The following is a 17,091-nucleotide window of genomic DNA, read 5'->3' as shown; positions in this document are numbered from 1 at the left end:
CTGGATTATCCTATGATCCCAATTATGTATCAAAATAAACTAAAATTCTCTTGCATTTTAGCTTAGTTCATTGTTGTGCACAGTTTCTATTTAATAATATTATTTTTATGCAGCATTGCAACTAATTCAACAGTATTTTTAACATCCATTTTTTCAATAAGATTTCGTACGTGTGCCTCCACTGTTTTTGGAGAAATAAATAATTGCTCAGAGACTTCTCTTTGCGTTAATCCTTTTGCAATTAAATTAATCACCTCTAATTCCCTATTAGTAAGTCTTATTGCTAATGATGATGAAGATTGACTAATCCCTTCTTTGAAGATTACCTCTCTTTTTAATAGTTCTACATCTTGTTTCAAGTCAAGCATTTCTTTATCAAACTCTGTTAAATTTTGCTTTTTACTTGGCTTTAAATCAATGAATGTAGGTAATACAGATTTTAATGGTGAATTTAAAGTTTCACTAATTGCATTTGATATTTTTATTTTTAGTAATTCCCCCCAATTATGCACATTTTTGTCATAAACTATAATTCTTAGACCACGAAGGTCAAACGGAACATCTTCCATTGATTGAGTTATAAGGATTGCTGGTTTAGCAATGGCGTGTGCTAATCCAAGTTCATAGAATACATTTGGGTTTTTACCTGTTAAGTCAGCTAATATAATTTCTGCCTCTTGAGTAAAACGCCAAATATCATTTATTATAGAACCTGGAGTATATAAATTGTCAGCCCTTACAGGTTTTAAATCAGAATCCGCAATAGCTGGGATATATATGTCCGAATAATAGTTATCAAACCACCCACCGAAGGGCATTATAACAAAACAAATTTTTTCTTTCATAAGTTTATTTATAGGCAAATAATTTTAGGCTTTCTAAAATTGTGCACAACGTGTTCGTGTATGGTTAGTTGCGTTGGCTAGAACTAAATTAGTAAAAGAAAACGAACCAGAGGAAAATCCGTAGGATTTTCCGAGTACACACAGAATAAGCTATTAACTATACACGTTGTTATGTACCGTTTTGAACTCCCTTTAATTTCCATCTTGTTGAAACATCTTTTTTAATTGAATCTAAATTTGGCATTAACGAAGTAAAAGAAATATTTGACAATGTTAACAATCTAAATAGCTCCAATGCTTCGGAATGCGGAAGAGTTATTTTTCGAACATTATTTTCAAATGCAGCATCCTTTTCAAAGACATCTTTTTCTAAATCTGGCCATTTACCGGTTGTAGAGAAAAAACTATTAGCTCCTTTAATACCAATGAATAGTCCTTCTTGTGCATTTAGGTAATTTATTTCGCTTCTTGGTACTTCAAATATTTCTGTAGACATTGAATGACTATGGTTTAACGGGATATTACATTTATCAATAGATTCCCTAGTTACAGCCCAAACACAGAGAGATTCTTCGTTTTTATCAAAACTGTTTATTTCAGAACAGGCAAAAAATGCAGCTGCTAATGGATTTGATGTCCAATCTAATAATCTCGTTGGCATTCCATGGTGTTGAGCAATAGCTTGAACTATTGACATGCCATCATATCGTGAAGGAAACGGTAACTCGCTTAAATCCGTTGGTAGAATATTTTTGAATCTTTCAGCGCCTGGTATTTTGAAGCCATGTTGGTCCGCAACATAACAGAACTCTTCAAGAATTTTACGTTCAGCATAGATATACGCATGATTCCTAATACAGAATTCATGTGAAAACCAATCAATTATTGAGTTTTTATAAACTCCATTTTTAACATCTTCACTCCATTTTTTTTGTGTGAAAGGCATTGCATAATCAGAGTATCCTTTTATTTGATCATTTATAACTGTTCTATGTGCTATTGGCTTAAGTTCCCAATCTAATTTGGCATGACCTCGAAATACCCAGTTTTTGTTCCATTCACTTTCTGGTGTCCAATGTGATTGATATAACTGTATGTAATCAATGAAATTTCTTGCGCTTTTAATGTTTATCTCTTCTATCATTTATGGTACATAACGTGTTTGTGTATGGTTAGTTGCGTGGTTAAGCAACTAAGTTAGCAAACAAATCACAGATAGAAAATTCCAGCGGAATTTTCGTAAGTAGGCGAGAAGCAAGCAATTAATTATACACGGTGTTGGCAATAGTTTTTATTATTTCTTCTTTAGTTCCAAAAGTATGTTGATTTTGAATTATTTCGTTTTCAATTTCTTCCTTGTACTTTTCGGTTCCACGAATTGTAGCTCTTAAAGAACCAACCATTGAACTATTCATATCTTTTTCAGCTTCTTTCAATTGGTCTTTTAGGGTTTCCAATTCTAAATCCGATTTAGATAAGTAGTAATTCCCGTAATAAAACAGTTTTTTGTTTTTATTGAATTGGTCAAGTAAATTTGAAAGACAAGGTGCAAAACCTCCATTTCTTAAATCGAAAATTACAGGCTTATCACTAGGTAAAGAATCTAAAAACGTTATTAATTCAGGATTGTCAGATTCGCAACCTGTAATTCTTCCCCAAACTCTATATTCAAGTGGCTCTGAATTCGTGAGTTTTATTTGCAATCCGAAATCAAAATAATCTTGAATTCTTTCTGTGATATATAAACCTTTATAATCGTTTATTGCCTTAGTTGTAAGTCGAAAAAATGCATCTAAAGCTTCATAATCTACTGTAGATTTATCTTTTCTGTTCGGACTTACTGAAGTTAATGAAATAGTGTCATTCCGATTGTCAATTAGATTAAACTTAAAACCGATTCCGTCTAATACATCTCGCTGATGCACAATAGAACTATCAAGGCCAATTGCATAAATTTCGTCAAGAAATATTGTCAAATCCTCATCATTGATTTTATACTTCTTATTGATTAAATTCTTTGAACCTTGAATATATCCATCTGTTTTATAGAACCTACTATTTTGATATAGTACATTTTCATTTAAATCTATTGAATAAGTAATTGGCGATAGAAATGCTGGATAAAATTCATATTCAATTTTTTCAATACTCCTTTCCGATTTACAAGAAAGTATTGATAATAAAAATATGAATATTAGTAGTCTGTTCAATGCTTGGTTTAAATTATTGCCAACGGTCTAGTGTATGATTTCGTTGCGTGTTTAAGCACTAAAATAGCAAATAAATCACAGATAGAAAGTCCGTGAGGACTTTCGTAAGTAGGCTCTAACTAGCAATGAATTATACACATTGTTGGCTGTAGTTTTTATTAATATGTTCTTATTACTTCAGCATAATTCCTGCACCAATTAATTATTTCTCCATTTTCATTAAATTCAAGATGATAGCTAATCCATAAATATTCGTGTGTCTCGTGAATATTCACGAAAATTCGTTCTGTTCCATCAATCTCTTTATTTGGTGCTGTGATATGCAGTCTTGGATAACTTCCTTTTCCTCTTTTTTTTACTTTAAACTTCTTTTTATCAAGTTTAGAAAAGTCCAATTCAAATCTATCTGAATCAATGTTCATTTGGGATTCGACATAATCTTTTAGAGGCTCAAATTGCTCATTACTTCTCCATTTTATTCCCAAACAGCTTGGGTTATTGAAAACAAAATAGTCAGGTTGAAAATCAAGTGCGTATGGATAAACTTTTACTTTCTTTTTAGTTGGAAAGGAATCGATTAGTGTTGATTGATAAAAGTCAAACGCAATCTGTTCATAAAATGGAAATTCAGTTTGCGAAATTCCAATTCCGCAATTGAGTAAGAAAATCAGAAGTATTATTTTTTTCAAATCTCTCCGTTTAAAATTCAATACCAATTTAATTCAGTTAGTTTATGTAAAAAAGGTCTAATGAGTAAACACTAATTTTCGTTTAGTTAACGGACTTTTAAATTACAGCCAACGTGTTTGTGTATGATTTCGTTGCGTGTTTCAGCAACTAATTTAGCAAATACAAACCGAATAGAAAATCCGTGGGGATTTTCGTAAGTAGGCGAGTACTAGCAATGAATTATACACGGTGTTACCACACGTTTTTATTTTTTTAAGTTTTCGTAATATGTTTCATTCGGATTTAGATTGAAGAATTCAAATATTTCTCTTTTAGCACTTTTATTTTTTGGATTCCTCAAATCAGCTTCCAATTCATAATATTCAGATTCCCAATAAGGTTGATTAGAATTTATTTTGATACAATTCTCCAATGTCTCTTTGTGAAAATTTAAATTCGCTCCAATTGATTCAATTCTATATGGGTTTGACTTCAAAACCTTTTCCCAGCTTTTAGCGTTTTTATCTGGATTTTCAATTGCTAAATGCTTATTGTATTTCTTTGTTGTGGTTTCTTTATATATTAATCCATATTGCAAATACACAGTTCCAAAATCTCCAAAATGAATACTTTTAGAATAAGAAATTGGGAAATCATATTCTATTTCCGCCAAAGGTTGATTTCCAATTACCTCATAGTCTCCATAAAACAAAACATTATCCATAATATATTGAGCAGGAATAGATTTTTTAGTTTTCAGTTCCTCTAAATCGGTTTCTTTAATTGGGCTTATGAAATGGTAAACTTTAATGACAAGAGGTTGAGTCATAAGGTTCATTATTCCATAATTTTTATTTGCCTTAAACTTTGAATCCTTTCTTAAAGGTCTCAAATCGCAAATCAGTCGTCCAAATCCATAATTTCGTCTGTCAACTTTGAAGGCAAAGAAGTCACCTGCTTTTAGCTTTATCCTTTTTCTTTTTTTTGAAGAGAATTGTTTGATTGATTTCAGGTCTTCTGAAGTTGAGTTTTTTATAAAATCATTGAGCCAATTTTTTAAATCCGAAATATCTTTAAACTTTATATTCTCAAAATGAGTTGAGTAAAATGTGTTTTGAGTTGTGTGGTTTCCGATTGTTATTCCACTAATCCCAAAATCGAAATAAGTGCCTATTGGTGTTTTTGATTCTAATGTTGAAGAAGTCAGTTTCTTTGGTTTTCCTTTTTGAGTTTTTGGAAGTAGAAATTCTCTGTTTTCAGTTTTCTCATTATATTGAATTTCTGAATATTTTAATTCAGTTGAAATCACTTGTTTTCGGATAGTATTTTTATCAAAGTATAAAATTGAACTTGGTCGATAGGAATCTCCTTTAAGCGTGACTTTTTCCCAATTATTTGCAACTAATTCTAATCCTAAATATTTGCGCTGTTCATTGTTTAATTCAAAAGTCATATGGTTTTCTCAAATGTGTGGTAACGGACTTGTGTATGAAACGTAGCGTGCAAAAAGGCACTAACTTTTCGGATTAACACAGAGCCGAATTTTTATATTTTGTTTTTAATTTTTTGCTTTTTAAAAGCCAAATTAAAAATTTGGCGGACTTCGTAAAAATACACAAACCTTTAGATTAAACACTTATTAGCTATGTTTTATACACCGTGTTACCTGCTGGCTTTATTCATTTATAGATTCTAATTCCGTTTTCATTCGTTTTCCGCAATCAGTTAGTCTTTTCATAAGAGTAGAGTCAACTATAATTGAAACAACTTTGTTTTCTGCCATTTTTTTAAATTCATATTTATTCAAAGAATTGCTTTCGTAAATAGTATCAGAATATGTCATTTTGCTTGGGTCATATTCAACTTTATCAGGTGGATAATTTTTCTCATATTTTCCCCATTCTGCAAAATATTCTCGATATTTTATTTTTAATATTTCGTCTCCTTTCCAATATATTTTTTTGCTTGAAAATCCTAATTCCGCTCCATATTTCGAATCAATTAATTTTAATTCATCTTTGTAATAATATCCATCAAGTCCACCACCACAATAAGACATATTTGGATAAAACTTTTTAGTCAGAATTCCATTGTCAAAAAGCGAGTCAATTTCAGCTATTGTAAAATCGGTCAATTCCGTTTTCTGCTCTTGTTTAATTTCTTTTTTAAGGTCAGATTTTAATTCAACCGATTCTTTTCCTGTTTCGGTCCTACAGGAACTTAAAGTCAAAATCAGGAATATTATTTTTAAACTGTTCTTCATTTTTAGCTTGCAGGTAACTAGTTTATACTAGCCAAAATATAAAAAAGTTACTTTTTAGACGACTATAGCGCACTAAAATGGTAGTTTTTAATTTTTTAAGCATTTATTAGTATAAAAATAGTATTACTATATTTATACTAATAAGGTACAAAAACAGTAGTTTGGTAAGTTTAAAAAATAGAATTAATTCTTTATAATATCCTTGTACTCCTCAAAAAAAGCTTCGAAAAGTGTCATATTGGTATTAAAAAATACCATAACCTCTTGCCAGGTATTTTTGTTATGGATAGAGACCTTTTGTTCTAAGGGTAAGTATATACGAGAAATTTCCTTACCATTATCTAAATAATATTCTTCTTGATAAATAGCATCTGGTAAATACTCCGTATGTAAAATGTTTTTTAATGCGACTAGTTTTTCCCAGCAGTTAATACGATTTTCTAAATCGTCTTCCAAATCCAGAGCTATTAATGCCGATTTGGTGTTAAAATGAAATTTAAAAGCCAGACCTTTTATTTTGGTGTTGTACAGTAGCCATTTTCTTGGAAACGATTTCCCAAAGCTGATCCAGAATTCTTGACGTATTTTTCGGCTTTCTTCTTTAGAGAACATTTTAGATAAGGTAAGCAATTATAATCCCTAGACAAATAGCAACAAGCTTAGATAAATTAAACTTATGGCCTTCACCTGTCTCAAATAAAATAGTAGTAGATATATGTAAAAATATACCAATTACAACAGCATTTATTATATCTACATATTCTGTGGTTAAGGTAGTATTGTTAGAGGTAAATGTACCTAAGGGAGTCATTATTGCAAAAACGACTAGAAAACCAATTACTTGAGTTTTATTGTAATTAGATTGTAATAAAAATGCTGTAAGCAATGTTGCTATAGGAATTTTATGAATAAAAACTCCATATACCATATCATTGTGTTGGTGTATAGGAAATCCTTCTAAAAAGCTATGAATACAAAGACTTATAAAGAGTAGCCAGGGAAATTTTGTGTCTTCTTTGTGGATATGAACATGGCCATGCTCTGCACCTTTAGAGAAAAACTCTAATATAATCTGCAATAAAATACCACACATTATAAAGAGTCCTGTTTGTTTAGCTTCGAGATGCTCATAGACCTCTGGTAGTAAATCAAATAGTGTAAGAGCTAATAAAAATGCACCACTAAATGATAGTAGTAATTTAGTGTAAGTAGATTGGTGTCTTTTGGTTAAAAAGGCAATAACAACACCAATAATAATTGCATATATAGGAAATAGGTACTTATTCATTTAATTTACTTAAAAATCATGATAAGGCGTTCTGATGAATCGGAATGAAATTTGCGCAATTTGTAATCGCCAAAAACGTCTAATAAATACACTCCTGCTTTTTCAAAAAGTACTATAAAGTCATCTAAAGTAAAGGCCTTAACACGTTCTTGAAATTCGTAATGTTGACCATCAGCTTCGAAACTAATATCTTTAACAATGTAGTTGTCTTTTACACTTCGTTTTTGGTGAAAGCTAATACCTTCAACTGTCTTCGTATTTTCAGCAACTAAGTTTTCAATAACATAATTAACATTCATAAAATCAATAACTCCAAAACCAAATTCGTTCAATTCGGCTTTAATAGCTTTAATAGTGCGTAGGTTACATTCTTCATCTTCAAAATAACCAAAACTTGTAAAGAGATTAAAAACGGCATCAAAGGTTTCGGGATAAGGTTTGGTCATGTCATGTACATCAAATTTCAAAGTGTCATTTGCATACTGATTGGCATATTTAATACTTTGCTCAGACAAGTCAACACCTGTTACATTATAACCAATTCTATTCAGGTAAACAGAGTGTCTTCCTTTACCACAGGCTAAATCTAAGATTTTACCACCTTCTGGGATATTGAGGTAACTGGTAAGATTATCCATAAAGATCTGAGCCTCTGAATAATCTCTGTCTTTGTATAAAATATGATAGTATGGTGTGTCAAACCACGAAGCGTACCATTGTTTTGTTGGTTTTGTCATAATGATAAATGTCCTGCAAAAATAGTGTAAATTTGCAATCTCTCAGACGTAATGTATGGACAATAATTTCAAGATGGTTGCCAAAACTTTATTTGGCTTCGAAGACATATTAGCAAAAGAATTGACACAACTTGGTGCCATGGAGGTGCAAAAAGGTGTGCGCAATGTAAGTTTTGTTGGTGATAAGGGTTTTATGTACAAAGCCAATATGGGACTTAGAACAGCTATTAAAATTCTTAAGCCTATTAAATCGTTTAGAGTTGTAAGGGAAGATGATCTTTATAAAAATGTAAAATACATCAAGTGGGAGAACTATTTAAAGCCTACAGGATCTTTAGCTGTAGATGCTACAGTACATCATAGTGTGTTTACACATTCGCAATACACGGCTTTAAAAACCAAAGATGCTATTGTAGATCGTTTTAGAGAGAATGGAGGTACACGACCAAATGTAGATCTACGGTTTCCGGATTTAAAGATTAATGTACATATAGACCGCCAGCGTTGTACGATATCTTTAGATACGTCTGGTGAGTCTTTGCATAGGAGAGGTTATAAAACGGCGACCAATATTGCACCAATAAACGAAGTGCTAGCTGCTGGGTTAATTATGATGAGCGGTTGGGACGGCCAAACGGATTTTATGGATCCTATGTGTGGCAGTGGAACCATATTAGTAGAAGCCGCTATGATTGCATGTAACATTCCACCAAACTTAATGCGTAAAGAGTTTGCTTTTGAGCGTTGGGAAGATTGGGATGTGGATTTGTTTGAAAAAATTGAAGAGTCTTTATTGAAAAAAACCAGAGACTTTCATCATAAAATTGTTGGCTATGACAAATCACCTTCTGCAGTTAGAAAAGCTAAAGAGAATATTAAGAATGCGCATTTAGATGAGTTTGTTCATATACAACACGAAGACTTTTTTAAAACTCAAAAGGCAGGAGACGATAAGCTACATATGGTTTTTAATCCGCCTTACGGCGAACGTTTAGAGAACTTAAATGTCGAAGAATTTTATGGAAATATTGGAACGACGCTTAAGCATGGTTACTCTAATACTGATGCATGGTTAATTACCTCTAACCTCGAAGCTTTAAAGTTTATTGGATTACGACCTTCTCGAAAAATAAAAGTATTTAATGCCAAACTAGAGTCGCGCTTAGTGAAATACGAAATGTATTCTGGTAGCCGAAAGGCAAAAAAGCAAAAGGACTAAATTTCTTTTTTAGCATCAGGATGTCTTCCTACCTGAGTTTTAGGGTAGGTTGCAAACAAATCTTTAACTAAAGTGTTGATATACGGTTTTAGTTTCTTTTTAGATTTGCTTAAATCACAAACTATTGAAGCATGCCATAATACTTTACTTGTTTTAAAATCGGCTACATAAACGATTAAGGATTCTTGCTCGTAAGTTTCTTCGTGTAATTTGCAATTTTCCCAGTATTCTAATTCTTTAGAATGTTCACAGTTTTTAAACTGTACAGTTTCTTCGCGTATAAGTATTCTAAAGCCAGCTTGCAATTGTGGTTCAAAAACATTGGTACGATGTGCTTTGTTTTCCATCTCTATAGCTACAGCGTCTGCTATGAGCTGTCTTGTGGTTTCATTATCTATTCTTGGATTATCGAGATGCTGAACAGAGAAATCTTCTATACAAAGTACATAAGTGTCGTATTGATTAAAATCAACATCTAAGTTATAGTCAAATATAACTTCACTTGTTGCTGCACAGTTAAATAGCAGTAGAAGCAAAAAACCAGAAATAAATGAATAAGCCTTCATAATACAATAATTTAGAATGTTCTTAAAGTTCTAAATTATGGTTAACAAATACTATGATAAATATCAAGTTTATGGAATAGGTTACGTTTTTTTCTTCCTAACTATCCAAATATCCTGAGGTACCCAATTTTTATTTGTGGACGTTTGAATAATATGCTCTAATACCTCTACATCCTTGAACAAGTATTCTAAAAATGGCTTGGGATGAAAAGCAGCAAACGTACGATGCCCTTCTTTTACTTGTCCTCTAACCACAAGTTTTCCCTGGTTATAAGTATCTATTTCTGCTTTAGATAGTTTTACCTTAAAGTTATCTCCATGCATAGATAACAATAAAATACCATTGGGTTTTAAGACACGATGTAATTCATTAAACCATTGATAATGCATTTGCTCCGAGAGGTGTGTAAAAATTGAAATACCATAAATGACATCCATTGAATTATTCTCATAGGGAAGATTTGCTTCGAGTTTATTTTTATTAAACTCAATATCTAATAGGTTTTTGGAGCACCAATCTATGGATTTTTGGTTGTAATCCGTGCCAAAAAATTTACAGCCACTGTTGATTACGTCTGGCATATGTCTTATGATTCTGCCTGGTCCACAACCCCAATCTAAAATATTGCTATGCTTTAGTTCAATATGTTTTTTAAAATGACTGGCCAACCATTTAGCCATTTTAAGTCCACCATTATAATATTTATCATAATTGATCTGAAAGGACTCGTACATTAGATAATCTGGTGGTAGCTTTACTTCGGGATGTTTTTTTTTGAAAGCAGAATTTACTGTTCTGTTTTTGATTTTTTGATAATAGAAACGCAGCCAGTCGATTAAATAGAATAATTTTAATTGACGTAATAGGTTAGTGACTTTGGCTTTGTTCATTATTAAGAAGAATGTTTTTTTGCTGTGATGCAGGCAAATATAATATAATGAAAAACTACTTTAATGCTTCTAATTGCGAATTATAATCATATTGTAAATCTTCGTGTAAAACACTAATCTTTTTTCTTAGAGCGATTATTTGACGTTCATACAAATTGCTAAGTGTTCGGTTTCTGTGTATTGATGGTTTAAGCTCATCTAAACGTCGGCAAAAATAAAGTAGGAGCTCTACTTCTGTAGTCTTTTTTAATGAGTAACGACTATAAATCCTTATCTGTTTCAGGATTTTTCTAATTGTCTTTTTCATATAGAAGTAACTGTCTGTATTAATCACTTCAAATAATTCGTCTAGAGTTGTTTTTACACTTGTTATGTAGCCATCTTCGTCATGCGATTCAAAAAGTAAATAGGTGAGAAGCGCTTTGTTTTCTTTTTTAAATCTCCCTAGCCTTAAGCATAGTTGTAGCAAATCTTCTTTTGGTAAATGCTGAAGCTCTTTTTTTATTGTTACTATTGATTCTATCTTCATAGTTTACAAATTTAAGGCTTTTAAAACTGTTTGCTTATAGGTTTGCCCAATCGGAATTATGTGAGCGTCTATAGTAATTTGATTGCCAGAAAGATGATTCATCTTATTAAGATTAACACTAAAAGATTTATGCGTGCGTAGAAAGTAATCTGGCAAATTAGTTATAAGTTTAGAAAATGTACTGTGTGTTATAATGGTTTTTGATTTGGTATGGACTTTTACATAGTCACCAAAGGCTTCGACATATTGAATATCGTTAAAAAACACTTTATGCAAAGCTTTGTTTTCTTTTAAAACAATGAATTCTCCTTCATTTTGAGGAAGATTACCAGTGTTTAGAACTTTATTAATCGCTACCAAAAAACGTTCGTATGCTATTGGCTTTAATAAGTAATCCGTTGCATTAACCTCAAACCCTTCTACAGCATATTGAGGATAAGCTGTTGTAAAAATTACTTGTGGAGCATTTTTAAGTGTTTTATAAAAATCTAAACCAGATTGTTTAGGCATATTAATATCTAAAAATAACAAGTCTATACCTTCATTAAGTTGTAAATATTTAAAAGCTTCAGTAGTGTTATTACAGGTGGCTTTTAAGTGAAGAATATCAGTTTCTTTTATAAAGTGTTGAAGAACTCTCTGGGAAGACAATTCATCGTCAATGATTAAGCATTTTATGGACTTTTTAAGCTTCATTGGTTATGTAGAGTGTTACCTGAAATATATCTTTATTAGCCTCGATTTTAAAATAATGCTGATTAGGATATATTAAATTTAAATTGTTTTTAAGATTTTCTAATCCAATACCAGAGTGTTTATCTTCAATGGCATTTTTAATATTTAAATTAGCATTAGAGATTTTAAATTCTAAGTTGTTACCATGCTGTGTTAATTTTAATTGTATTGGTATATGTGCTTCATTGGCAACAATACCATGCTTATAGCTATTTTCTAATAGCGGTAATAAAAGCATTGGGTATATTTTAAATTGCTCGTTTGTAATATCAATATCGAAATTTGTAATATTTGGTGTTTCGACACGATGGTTTTGAAAAGCAATATAATTTTTGATTAAAGTAATTTCTTCTTTTAGGGTAACCCATTCTGTATCTGAATCGTAAATAACATATCTTAAAATATCTGAAAGTTGTACAATGGCTTTTTTTATACCATCCTTTTTCTCTAATGCTAAAGCATAGACAACATTTAAAGAATTAAATAAAAAATGCGGATTTATTTGAGCTCTTAAGGTGGATAGTTGTGTTTCTATTTGTTGATTTTTAAGACGTAATAATTTGTTTTCATTAGTGTTAAAATAAAACCAATCCTCTGCTAATTTTAATAATGTAGTAGTTACTAAAAATATAGTAAAAACGAGGAACATATTTGATTTAGAAAGGTAGGATACGAAAAAGTAATCTGGAAAAAGAATATTTAACATGGGTTGTAATAACCAATTACTTAACAAAATAAAGACTAAAAGATTTGCAATAAAATATAGACTATATAAAATATACTTTTCTTGTTTTAAAAATTTTGGAATTAAGACATAGAAATTAAAGCTTACTGGTATAGCAAGAGCAATTAAAAAGATTATTGTATAAATATAATCTACAGTAATTGGTGCTTGGCCTTTAGAGAATATGAAGAGTAATATTACAAATGCCAAAAACCACAGCACACTATTAAATATAAGTGGTCTGTGGTAATTAGTTTTTTTTATCAGTGTGCTTATATTAAGGTTTTGCATTAGCTTTTGTTAAGTGTAATTTATCTGATGATTTCCATTTACGGTCTTTTTCATCATATTTTTTAAACAAATCAGCTTCAGTATACTGAGTTAAAAATGCATATAATTCATCTGAAGAAGCTGTGAGTAGCAAATCTTCCTGAAAACCAATTTTTTCATGCTTTAAACGTATTCTTTGGTCCTCAAATAAATCTTTAATCCGTTCTTCACTCAGCCATGAGAATGTTACATTCTTATTAGAATTTATATCTAGTTTAGTTACTGAATGTGTTTTTAAGAGGTGCTGTGCAGCTAAACTGTTAATTTCTTCATCTTCGATCTCTATAGGGATAAAATCTAAAAAATAGTGCTCGTTAATTTTAAAAGGCATAGCAATGAAACCTGCCTCCTTTTCCTTACTTAAATATTTGATGTAATAGCCTTCTTTATAAGTTTCTAAAAAAGTTAATTCTTCTTTAGATATTTCTAATCCTTCTTTTTTGTCTTCTTCAAACTTAGTTTTTATGGACTCAATTGACCATTCACCGTTCTTATGGTCTGTCCAGTTTCCTATCAATTTTTCATTAAAGCTTAAGCTATCTTTTGTGTAAAAAGGCTGAAGCGATTTAACAATACACGAGCTAAAGAATATAAAAGCTATAATTAGAATGATTCCTTTTGTTTTCATAATTTATTTGTTTTAAAAGTTATGACAAAACACTTTATTATCTATTGGTATTACAATTAATTTCGATAAACAAGGAGTAACTCATGCTGAACAATTTGACATTGAATAATATCCAAAAAAAGGCTTATCCAAATAAGTTTTTAGATTTGGCAATGTTTAATTTATAAAAACAGTTACCGTTTCAATATATCCATATAGATTAGTAGTGTTTTCTTATTGTTCGTTTAACTCTAAGTAGTCTGTAAATACCAATAAAAAGTATTATTGTAGAAATTATGATGAGGATAATTCCATAGGATTTTAAATCCGAAAAGAATTCGATTTTAAGTATGGTAACACCAGTCCCAAGAATTACTAAGAATGTTCTAAAATAGGCTAAAAATGTACGCTCATTAGCCAATTTAGTTCGTTCTATGGCTAACCAATCTCTTGTAATTAATGTTTTCTTTTCTTCATTAGTGTTTTGAGACATTAGCGGATCCCTTTTAAAAGATTAATGCTTACAGTAGCGAGTTCGTTATTTGGGAATTTTGCAAAATGATTGTCGTCGGGCTTTAAGCCCGCTTTATCTGCAGTTTTTCTAAACATATCAACTTCTAAAATATATTGATCACTATAACCATGTGTAGCATCATAAGCAGTTGCAGCTGTTTTGCCTAAATTTTTGGATGTGAGCTCAGGGCTAATGGTATGAAGTTCTATAATTAGCAATCCAAATTTTTCAACATAGGGTTTCCATTTGCTCAAGTGCTCAAAAAGAGAGGCTTCAACATTATTATTGCTTAAGCGATTTCCTTCATGAGCGTAAGCTCCAGTTGATTCACTTATAAAGCTATAATTATTTTTTGGAGCTTCCCATATACGATTGTGGTCTAAGAACGTACGCACATTTAGTAAGTCTTGCAATTCAATATTATAATCTTCTTTTAAGTCTGAAGCTAATAAATCTGGTCTGCCAATATCTCCCCAAATTACTTTGGCCCATATATCGGCTTTTATGAGGTTGGCTCGTGTTACTTTTAACGCAGCTTTGTTAAAGTCGGCACCAACCAGGAACAAGGGGTGGTCATCGAGTAGTTTGCCTCTTAGAGTCTGTTGTTCAATAACATTAAAAATATGCTCTATAAATGCACCATTACCACAGCCCATATCCAAAATGCCTTTAGGTTGTTCATCTATTGGTCTGTTGAATAAATCAATAACGACCTCATCAATAACCTTAAAGTAGGTTGCATGTGCACCACCACTTCCCCAAACATTCATTTCGCGATGAACATGTTTTTCAGTATCATTAGGAGATTTTGTTTTTAACACTAATGGATTTCCAAAAATGAGTTCATCTAATTGTAAAAATGTTGGAATATAGGATACCGTTACACCATATGCACTAGCGCGCTTTGCAAAGAATAAACCTTTATCAGTAAACTGATAGGTGTTTTTTTTCTTTTTGAACCAACTTAAGTACGCAAAGAAATCCAGTATTTTTTTAAAACTTTCAGGGTCTTTGTGATATTCCTCAGCCGTAAATGAAGCTTCCATAAAGTATTTATGAAACAATCCATTAACACCAAGTAGTACAATAATTGGTCCGGCAATAGCACCTTCTATGTGCTTATAAATTTGATACTGAATAGAGTCTTCATTTGAAATGTCTAAACCATAGTTAGTTTCAAATTTTTTAAAGATGCGGTCTAAAGCAATAAAAGCATCAAGACTAATCATCTTTTCATCAGCAAAGCGATCGGAATAGTTTAGAAGGTTCACAACATCTTCGTAAAGATGGACCAATTGAAAAGCCGTTTTAGAATTTGCGTTTGTGTTGTATGTAATAGCGTTAGTTTTATTGTCTAATTGTTGGTCGAGCCACCCTTGGGAGCTTAAAACGCGTAAGGCGACATTAAGATAACCTTCATTAGCATTAAAAGTATCGGATAGAACTTTTAATGATATAGATTCTTTTTCCAAGAGATAGTTTAATATCTCATTTTTATGAAGTGTATAGGCAGTAGTGGCTGTTGCGATGCCATCTAAATGTCTAAATATTATACTTCTAAGTTGTGACTTATCAGATTTAGTAAGCATAAATGATTGATTTATTTGTATCTAAATATAAAAAAACCATCATGAAAATGATGGCTTTTATGCTATATATTAACGATTAATCAAAACAGGTCTATTACTTTGTTTTTGTCATCTTGCTTAATTGTAACTAGTAACTTTCTAAAACCAAGACCGTTTACTTTATAGATTTTAGTACCTACTGACCAATATTCTTTGCGTTTAGCGTTTGGCATCATAGGAAATCCATAACTAAATTTAGAGCCATCTGGTTTTGGGCCAACAACATAGAATTGATTGCGGTTTTTTGAGTTGTTTTTTATTTTGAAATTTATAAAAACAGCATCAGAATTTTTAATATTGTCTTTTTCATCTAAAGAGCGTATTTGCCCACCTTTATCTTTTTTAATCTGTAATTTATTAGGTTTAGATAAATAATATAGTTTTCCGTCGTTTGATACATCAGCCCACAGTAAATCCTTTGCATTCACAGTTACGTTTCCCCAACTCCAAAGATTTACATATACGTTTTCTGCTTCAATTTTTGAAGCGTCTACAGTTGATAATTCACTGCCTATTCTAAGTTCCTTGGTTTTTCCTTCTATAAATATTTTGCCTATTGGTGCATTCACTCTGAGTTGATCATTATTGATATTTATTATTTTGGTAATATCATGCGTTCCGGATACGACACGTTTTATATTAGGAGCTCCAATATAAATTATGGCATCTTGGGATGGCGAAATCCATTCTTTTTGGTTAAGGTGTAATACGCCTTCAACAACTTCAGTATTTATTAAATCAAAAAGGTTACTATCTGTAGTAATGCTCATTTTTTCTTCAGACGCTTGGTCTATAGTTATTTTAGCATAGAAGTTTATTTTCACCTCTATAAGACCATCAATATTAAATTCTTTAGTATCAATATCTTTATTGCCCTTAATTTGTGCTATTCCTGTTAGTCCAACAAATAATAGTAAGAGTGTTATCTTTTTCATAGTTTTTATTTTCTCGTGATTTTAGCTTCTTCATTGTTAAATATAGATTCGTATATAATGGTTTCAGGTTTATACTCAAAGGCTATAACTCTATTATCTGAATCTTTTAATTCGTATTCTGAACCATTGTTAACAAATTTGAATTCTACCTGATTTATAGCAGTTTTTTGAGAAAAGGTTCCTTCATAAATTCCATCATTGTTGTCATCTGATAGAGGTGCGGTTTCAGTCCATGGGTTAGAAGTAAAACTACCTCTTATACCGACATTTTGTGGATTTTCAATAGCGTTCATATCAACTTTGAAAGTGACTGTTTTTACATGTGTTTCTTGCACACAGCTTATGCTCATTGTAAGTAAGCAAATGATTATTATAGTTTTAATGTTTTTCATAATATGGTA

General features: G+C 31.1%; 20 protein-coding genes. 1 reads left to right on the top strand and 19 read right to left on the bottom strand.

All coding sequences use genetic code 11. From position 1 onward, the window contains the following. Window positions 1-86: 86 nt before the first annotated feature. The 9 genes from Q0912_RS09010 to Q0912_RS08970 form a co-directional block, all read right to left on the bottom strand. Window positions 87-845 (bottom strand): response regulator transcription factor, encoded by a 759-nt coding sequence (locus Q0912_RS09010; RefSeq protein WP_299114239.1) that lies wholly within the window; start codon window positions 843-845, stop codon window positions 87-89. 169 nt (window positions 846-1,014) lie between these two features. Further along, window positions 1,015-1,989 carry an FRG domain-containing protein gene (locus Q0912_RS09005; RefSeq protein ID WP_299114237.1) on the bottom strand — a complete coding sequence of 325 codons (975 nt, stop codon included), beginning with the start codon at window positions 1,987-1,989 and terminating at the stop codon, window positions 1,015-1,017. A gap of 118 nt (window positions 1,990-2,107) precedes the next feature. Then, window positions 2,108-3,055, bottom strand: a complete 948-nt coding sequence (locus tag Q0912_RS09000; RefSeq protein ID WP_299114235.1) for a hypothetical protein — start codon at window positions 3,053-3,055, stop codon at window positions 2,108-2,110. A 158-nt stretch (window positions 3,056-3,213) separates the two neighbouring features. Continuing rightward, complete coding sequence (locus Q0912_RS08995; protein ID WP_299114152.1) at window positions 3,214-3,744, bottom strand: hypothetical protein; 531 nt, start codon at window positions 3,742-3,744, stop codon at window positions 3,214-3,216. Window positions 3,745-3,989: 245 nt separating this feature from the next. Next, window positions 3,990-5,177, bottom strand: a complete 1,188-nt coding sequence (locus tag Q0912_RS08990; protein WP_299114233.1) for an immunity 26/phosphotriesterase HocA family protein — start codon at window positions 5,175-5,177, stop codon at window positions 3,990-3,992. A gap of 222 nt (window positions 5,178-5,399) precedes the next feature. Next, window positions 5,400-5,987 (bottom strand): hypothetical protein, encoded by a 588-nt coding sequence (locus Q0912_RS08985; RefSeq protein WP_299114231.1) that lies wholly within the window; start codon window positions 5,985-5,987, stop codon window positions 5,400-5,402. A 183-nt stretch (window positions 5,988-6,170) separates the two neighbouring features. Continuing rightward, window positions 6,171-6,599 carry a DUF4268 domain-containing protein gene (locus tag Q0912_RS08980; protein WP_299114229.1) on the bottom strand — a complete coding sequence of 143 codons (429 nt, stop codon included), beginning with the start codon at window positions 6,597-6,599 and terminating at the stop codon, window positions 6,171-6,173. A gap of 1 nt (window position 6,600) precedes the next feature. Next, window positions 6,601-7,275, bottom strand: coding sequence for a ZIP family metal transporter (locus tag Q0912_RS08975; RefSeq protein ID WP_299114227.1), 675 nt, complete (start codon window positions 7,273-7,275; stop codon window positions 6,601-6,603). Window positions 7,276-7,280: 5 nt separating this feature from the next. Then, entirely contained in the window at window positions 7,281-8,012 is a 732-nt protein-coding gene (locus Q0912_RS08970) for a class I SAM-dependent methyltransferase (RefSeq protein ID WP_299114225.1), read from the bottom strand. A gap of 55 nt (window positions 8,013-8,067) precedes the next feature. Between Q0912_RS08970 and Q0912_RS08965 the strand changes: the two genes are divergently transcribed. Continuing rightward, entirely contained in the window at window positions 8,068-9,231 is a 1,164-nt protein-coding gene (locus Q0912_RS08965; RefSeq protein ID WP_299114223.1) for a THUMP domain-containing protein, read from the top strand. Here the strand turns inward: Q0912_RS08965 and Q0912_RS08960 are convergent. The 10 genes from Q0912_RS08960 to Q0912_RS08915 all read right to left on the bottom strand — a co-directional run bounded on the left by Q0912_RS08960 (window position 9,228) and on the right by Q0912_RS08915 (window position 17,082). Beyond that, window positions 9,228-9,797, bottom strand: coding sequence for a DUF4136 domain-containing protein (locus Q0912_RS08960; RefSeq protein WP_299114221.1), 570 nt, complete (start codon window positions 9,795-9,797; stop codon window positions 9,228-9,230). The genes Q0912_RS08965 and Q0912_RS08960 overlap by 4 nt on opposite strands. An 81-nt stretch (window positions 9,798-9,878) precedes the next feature. Beyond that, the gene (locus Q0912_RS08955) at window positions 9,879-10,688 is read right to left on the bottom strand and encodes a class I SAM-dependent methyltransferase (RefSeq protein ID WP_299114219.1); all 810 of its coding nucleotides are present in this window, start codon (window positions 10,686-10,688) and stop codon (window positions 9,879-9,881) included. A gap of 55 nt (window positions 10,689-10,743) precedes the next feature. Next, window positions 10,744-11,217, bottom strand: coding sequence for a hypothetical protein (locus Q0912_RS08950; protein ID WP_299114217.1), 474 nt, complete (start codon window positions 11,215-11,217; stop codon window positions 10,744-10,746). 3 nt (window positions 11,218-11,220) lie between these two features. Then, window positions 11,221-11,913, bottom strand: coding sequence for a LytTR family DNA-binding domain-containing protein (locus Q0912_RS08945; protein ID WP_299114215.1), 693 nt, complete (start codon window positions 11,911-11,913; stop codon window positions 11,221-11,223). Continuing rightward, on the bottom strand, window positions 11,903-12,967 hold the full coding sequence (locus tag Q0912_RS08940; RefSeq protein ID WP_299114212.1) for a sensor histidine kinase: 1,065 nt from the start codon (window positions 12,965-12,967) through the stop codon (window positions 11,903-11,905). The genes Q0912_RS08945 and Q0912_RS08940 overlap by 11 nt, the downstream gene beginning before the upstream one ends. After that, entirely contained in the window at window positions 12,954-13,634 is a 681-nt protein-coding gene (locus tag Q0912_RS08935) for a hypothetical protein (RefSeq protein WP_299114210.1), read from the bottom strand. Before Q0912_RS08935 ends, Q0912_RS08940 begins: the two co-directional genes overlap by 14 nt. 199 nt (window positions 13,635-13,833) lie before the next feature. Further along, window positions 13,834-14,106 (bottom strand): DUF202 domain-containing protein, encoded by a 273-nt coding sequence (locus Q0912_RS08930; protein WP_299114208.1) that lies wholly within the window; start codon window positions 14,104-14,106, stop codon window positions 13,834-13,836. After that, window positions 14,106-15,716, bottom strand: coding sequence for a class I SAM-dependent methyltransferase (locus Q0912_RS08925; protein ID WP_299114206.1), 1,611 nt, complete (start codon window positions 15,714-15,716; stop codon window positions 14,106-14,108). The genes Q0912_RS08930 and Q0912_RS08925 overlap by 1 nt, the downstream gene beginning before the upstream one ends. Window positions 15,717-15,796: 80 nt before the next feature. Then, window positions 15,797-16,690: a DUF2807 domain-containing protein gene (locus Q0912_RS08920; protein WP_299114204.1), complete on the bottom strand. Its 894-nt coding sequence runs from the start codon at window positions 16,688-16,690 to the stop codon at window positions 15,797-15,799. 5 nt (window positions 16,691-16,695) lie between these two features. Then, window positions 16,696-17,082, bottom strand: a complete 387-nt coding sequence (locus Q0912_RS08915; RefSeq protein ID WP_299114202.1) for a hypothetical protein — start codon at window positions 17,080-17,082, stop codon at window positions 16,696-16,698. Window positions 17,083-17,091 lie beyond the last annotated feature (9 nt).

It is taken from the genome of uncultured Winogradskyella sp., from assembly GCF_947498345.1.
Lineage (GTDB): Bacteria > Bacteroidota > Bacteroidia > Flavobacteriales > Flavobacteriaceae > Winogradskyella.
This window is presented reverse-complemented; position numbering and strand designations above follow the sequence as displayed.